Source organism: Kitasatospora sp. CB01950 (genome assembly GCF_001905465.1).
Classification (GTDB): domain Bacteria; phylum Actinomycetota; class Actinomycetes; order Streptomycetales; family Streptomycetaceae; genus Kitasatospora.
The window spans coordinates 1-4,996 of the sequence record NZ_LISX01000032.1; the positions used below are offsets into that span (position 1 = coordinate 1).

Below are 4,996 nucleotides of genomic sequence, written 5' to 3' on the forward strand. Positions count from 1 at the left end.
TTGCCTGCCGCTGCGCGGGGTTCAGGTGGGTGGTGATATCGGTCGTTGCTGGTGCTCTTGTGGCTCTCTTCCTGGACTTTTGGCTCTGCCGACGTGTCGGTGAGGGCTGGGAGGATGGGGGTGTTGTGTGGGAGTGAGTGTGGAGGTGACGCGGGTGCCCGAGGGGCATGTGGTGCATCGCTTGGCCGGGCTGAACGGGGAGCTGTTCGGGGGGCGGGCGGTCAGGGTTTCTTCGCCGCAGGGGCGCTTCGCGGAGGGGGCGGCGCTGTTGGACGGGCGGGTGTTGGACGTGGCGGAGGCGCACGGGAAGCACCTGTTCCTGGGGTTCGGCGACGACTGGCTGCATGTGCACCTGGGGTTGTACGGGAAGTACGGGTTCGGGGTGGGGGAGCCGCCGGAGCCGGTGGGGCAGGTGCGGTTGCGGATGGTGAACGAGGAGGGGTTCGCGGATCTGCGGGGGCCGGCGGCGTGCGAGGTGGTGACGCCCGCGGAGAAGGCGGCGCTGCACCGGCGGCTGGGGCCGGATCCGTTGCGGGCGGGGGAGGTCGGGGACGCGGCGTGGTCGCGGATCTCGCGGAGCGGGACGACGGTGGCCGCGCTGCTGATGGACCAGAAGGTGCTGGCGGGCGTCGGGAACGTCTACCGGGCGGAGGTGCTGTTCCGGCTGGGGATCAGTCCGCACCGGGCGGGCCGGGATCTGAGCCGGGCCGAGTGGGACGCGATCTGGGCGGATCTGGTGGCGCTGATGCACGACGGCGTCGCGGCGGGCCGGATCGACACCGTCCGGCCGGAGCACACGCCGGAGGCGATGGGGCGTCCGCCGCGGGTGGACGACCACGGCGGCGAGGTGTACGTGTACCGGCGGCAGGACCAGCCGTGTCTGGTCTGTGAAACCCCGGTGCGGACGGAGGAGTTGGCCTCCCGCAACCTGTTCTGGTGCCCGCGCTGCCAGCAGTCCTGACGCGGCACCCGGAAGACCGGGGCGGCTGTGGGACACCTCCGATCTGACATCGGCAACGCTGGGACGCGCCGAGGTCCGGGCCGAAACGCTCTGCCGGGCAGCCTGCTGTGTCGGAGGCCGCCCGGCTGGGCGAACTGAAGTGCCGTCAGTCACTCACGGTCAGCAGGAGTACGGCGACGCGGCGTCCGTCGCGCTCGTACTCGATGTGGCTGCCTGCCGCGCGGCCGGCGAGAGCCTGCCCGAGCGGGGTGAAGGGGCTGAGCTTCTCGATGCCGGCGGTGTGCGGTTCCTGCGAAGTGATTTCGTACGTCTCCTGCTCCCCGTCGAAATCGACCTGAACCAGTCGGCCGGGGCACACCGCACCCGTTACAGCCTTGCGGTCGCCGGTCAAGTAGGCCTTGAGCAGGGCGGCGCGTTCCTCCAACTGTTCCGTGAGTTCGCGCTGCCTGCGCTGCTGGTCGGTGCGGGCCCGGGGACGCGAGTTGTGGTCGGCCGGATCGGACTGCTGCTCCAGCTGTGTGCGCAGCTGCTCCAATTCGTGGCGGATGCGCTGTTCCGTGGAGCTCGGGAGGGCATTCGGGCCCGGAAGCTCGGAGCCGGGCGAGGACTGCTGTGGCGTGGGTGCGGCCGCCGGGGGGATTGTGTTTGTTGCGGTTCTGGCGGTCTCCGCCACGATGACGGGCCGCAGAGCAGCGTCGACACCTCGGGTGACGGCTTGCTCGACGGCGGTTCGCAGTCGGGTCTCCGCCGCCGCCCGGTTGCGGTACCAGTCGGTGCCCCAGATTCGATGCAGTGTCCAGCCGAGACTGCCGAGCATGGATTCCCGCAGCCGGTCCCGGTCACGGGCGGTTTTGGAGGAGTGGTACATGGCACCGTCGCACTCGATGCCAAGGGCATAGCGTCCGGGCCGCAGCGGGTCACGCACTCCCAGGTCGATGCGGTAGCCGGCGACACCTACCTGGGGCTGAACGATGTAGCCCCAGCTGCGCAATACCTCCAACACCGATTCCTCGAAGGGGCTCTCGGGTTCGGCGTCGTTGTCGGTGCTGTCCTGAGCGAGTGCGACCGGCCCGTGCTTTGCGTATCTGAGGTACCGGGCGAAGTGTTCGAAGCTCGCGCTTTCGGACGGCCTGAGTGCCTCGGGTTCGAAGGAAGCCACCACCTCGACCCGGTACCGGGCGCGGGTGACAGCGACGTTGAGGCGCCGCCAGCCGTCCTTGCGGTTGATCGGCCCGAAGTTCTGGTTGACTCTGCCGTTCTCATCAGGGCCGTAGCCAACTGACATGATGATCACATCACGTTCGTCACCCTGTACCGCTTCGAGGTTCTTGACGAAGAATCCGTCCAACCGGTCGTCTGAGAAATGCTCGTCCAGACCGGGGTTCCGCCGACGTTCCTGCTCGACCGCCTCTCGGATCACGTCGGCCTGGGACTGGGAGAGCGCGACGACACCCAGTGACCGGCCGGGGCGGGTACGGAAGTGGTGGATGACGCGTCGGGCCACCGCGGCGGCTTCACCAGGGTTGTTGCGGGCCGCCGCACCCGAGCGGTACACGCCTTGTTCGGCCGTGAAGAAGGCCACGCCCACGTCAGGACCTTCGGCGAATGCCCCGGGGAAGGTGGTCATCGAGCCCCGGTAGAACTGCCTGTTGCTGAAGGCAATCAGGTGTTCGTGCCGACTCCGATAGTGCCAGCGCAGCGAGAGTTCCTTGAGCATCCCGTTGCCCTTGGCGAGGGAGAGCAGGGACTCGTACCGGGGAATCTCGTCCTCGGCGTACGGGTCGTCCTCCTCGTCCTCGCCGGCGGTGAAGAATGCGGTGGGCGGCAGCTGGTTCTCGTCTCCGGCGACGATCAGGGACTTGGCCCGGTAGATGCAGTTGATTGCGTCCTGGGGCAGCACCTGGGATGCCTCGTCGAAGATCACGACATCGAAGGTGAAGTCGGGCGGCAGGAACCGGCTGACCGTCAGGGGGCTCATCATGAAGCAAGGCTTGACGCGCAGTGCCTCAGCGCCGGCTTCGCGAAGGAGCACATGCACGGGCTTGTGCCGGATTTTCTTCTTGCCTTCGTGTTGGATCAGCCTTGTACCGGGGCTGCTCAGCACAGCAGGCCGATTCAGATCGCAGGTCCGTGCCACCCGGTTCCGGGCCTGCTCGGCCAGAGACAGGTCGATGTCGCGGAAGGCGGCAACCTTGTCGTCGCGGTCCTCAGCCCGGTTCCACACCAGACGGGGATCCTTCTGGAGGACACGGTCGATCCAGGAGTGCAGCACAGACTTCTCGACAACCTGCGGGAAGTCCTCAGGCATGATTCCGGCCCGGACGGCACGGAATGTCAGGTCACCCAGGCCGGCTTTCTCCAACGCTTGTTGGCCGCGCTGGTAAGCCGCCCACTCGTCAGGTCCGCCGCGGTCGCCGTCCAGCAGCGCAAGGAGCTGCCCGGCCGAGGCCGTCATGGACAGGGCGGCGCGCAGTTCACGTCGTCGCGGCTCGTCGAACAATCCGGCAAGCCTGGCGCAGGAGCGGTCCCAGTACCCCTTGGCTTCTTCCAACTCCGGGTCCGGAAGCGTCCGATGGAGGATCTGGGCCGCCTCGGAAGGGAAAGCTTCGTCATCGAGCAGACAGCTCTTCCGCAACTGCCGCAGCCAGACCGAGGCTTGGTCCAGCGCAGCGCGTTGTGTATCACGACCTGCGTACAGCACACCGAGAAGGGCACCGTCCTGCGCGGCGTGGGCGGCGAACTCTTCACCGGCGACCCGTGCGGCCAGAGCGGCCACGATCGCGGAGCGTGCCTCCGCCAGGGTACGGCCGTCTCGTCCGGAGACGGCGCGGACCGTTTCGAGCAGCTGCGCGGCTTCCTGCAGCGGCGTCACGTGCGCACCGCTCCAGCGGGCGGCGTCGGCCAACGGGCCGTCCTCCAACTCGCAGGGTGCGCCGAGGTGAGGGGGAAGCACCAGCGAGTCGCGCCATGTGGAGAGCGCCTCGCCTGCGCGCTGAGCTGCCTCGCGGGCCGTCGTGCGGGGCTCGCCGCCATGAGCGAGTTGGGAGCGGAACGCCTCGGGATCCAGTACCAGTGGGGCCAGTTCGGCGGCCTGCTCCGCATGGCCGAGTGCTTTCTCCGCCGCGGCGAAATCAGTCTCCTCGCCCCGCCAGAAGTGGCCGAGGAGGTCTCCTGCTAGGCGGCTCTCGTGATCCAGCCGTTGCTGGGCCTGTTGCCAGGCCACCGCATCCGGAAGCGCAGCGATGACGACCTTCGTGCACTTGGCGCCTTCGGGGAGTAGGCCCCGGACGGTGCGACGGTCGGCCCGGTACACGGAGGACAGGCGAGCGGTCAGCGAACGGTGCACGGTGGCGAAGCGTTGGGCTACATCCGCAAGCGTGGACTCCTCCAGGGTTCGTTCGGTGAACCGCCGGCGGGCTCTGTCACGCGTCGCCCGCAGATTGGCGATCGTGTCGGACAGTTGATCCAGGGCAGTGCGGGCCTGGGCTGCGCCCACCGGGGTGAGCCATCTCGCGGGAGGCTTGTCCGTCTGCTCCGGCAGAGACAGCTCGGTCAGACGAGTCAGGCGCAGGCCCTGTGCGCAGCTCTCCGGCGCGGGGACGCCGTACACGCGGGCGGTGCGGGCCAGCTGCTGCAGTACCTGTTCCAGGTTCTGCGCGTCGGCGGCCATCCGGTCCGCAAGCGCACTGACCTGCGGAGCGGTGGCATCGGACAGCTTCATACCTGGGGGAGAGAGTTCACCCAGTGCCTGCTCCTTCGGCCCGGGCTCGGGAGAAACCGGTGCGACCGGCCTCGCAAGTTCGGCCCATTGCGGTCCGAGCAGGTCGTGCGCCGCCTGTTCGGCGGCCTCCACTGCGTCCAGCCGACGTTCGAACGTTCGGATGTCATCGGTGAGAGCTGTTGGCTCGGTCTCCAACCAGGCGATGGGGACAACGGGCCTGTGGGCGCCCAGTCGTATCGCATTCATCAGGCATTCGGCGTCGTAGAGGCCGTCCCAACCCATGGCTTCCATCAGTAGCCGTTGCTCTATCGAGT

The 4,996-nt window shown here is 68.2% G+C and carries 2 protein-coding genes; one reads left to right on the forward strand and one right to left on the reverse strand.

The features are described from left to right. Nucleotides 1-154 precede the first annotated feature (154 nt). On the forward strand, nt 155-961 hold the full coding sequence (locus AMK19_RS33990; protein ID WP_073819449.1) for an Fpg/Nei family DNA glycosylase: 807 nt from the start codon (nt 155-157) through the stop codon (nt 959-961). Nucleotides 962-1,106: 145 nt separating this feature from the next. On the opposite strand, the gene AMK19_RS33995 is transcribed toward AMK19_RS33990, so the two are convergent. Next, nucleotides 1,107-4,973, reverse strand: a complete 3,867-nt coding sequence (locus tag AMK19_RS33995; RefSeq protein ID WP_073819447.1) for an AAA domain-containing protein — start codon at nt 4,971-4,973, stop codon at nt 1,107-1,109. Nucleotides 4,974-4,996 lie beyond the last annotated feature (23 nt).

What these genes read in the sequence shown, in the direction of transcription:
- AMK19_RS33995 (WP_073819447.1), bottom strand. Translation starts at nt 4,973, where the DNA reads ATGGAAGCCATGGGTTGGGACGGCCTCTACGACGCCGAATGCCTGATG.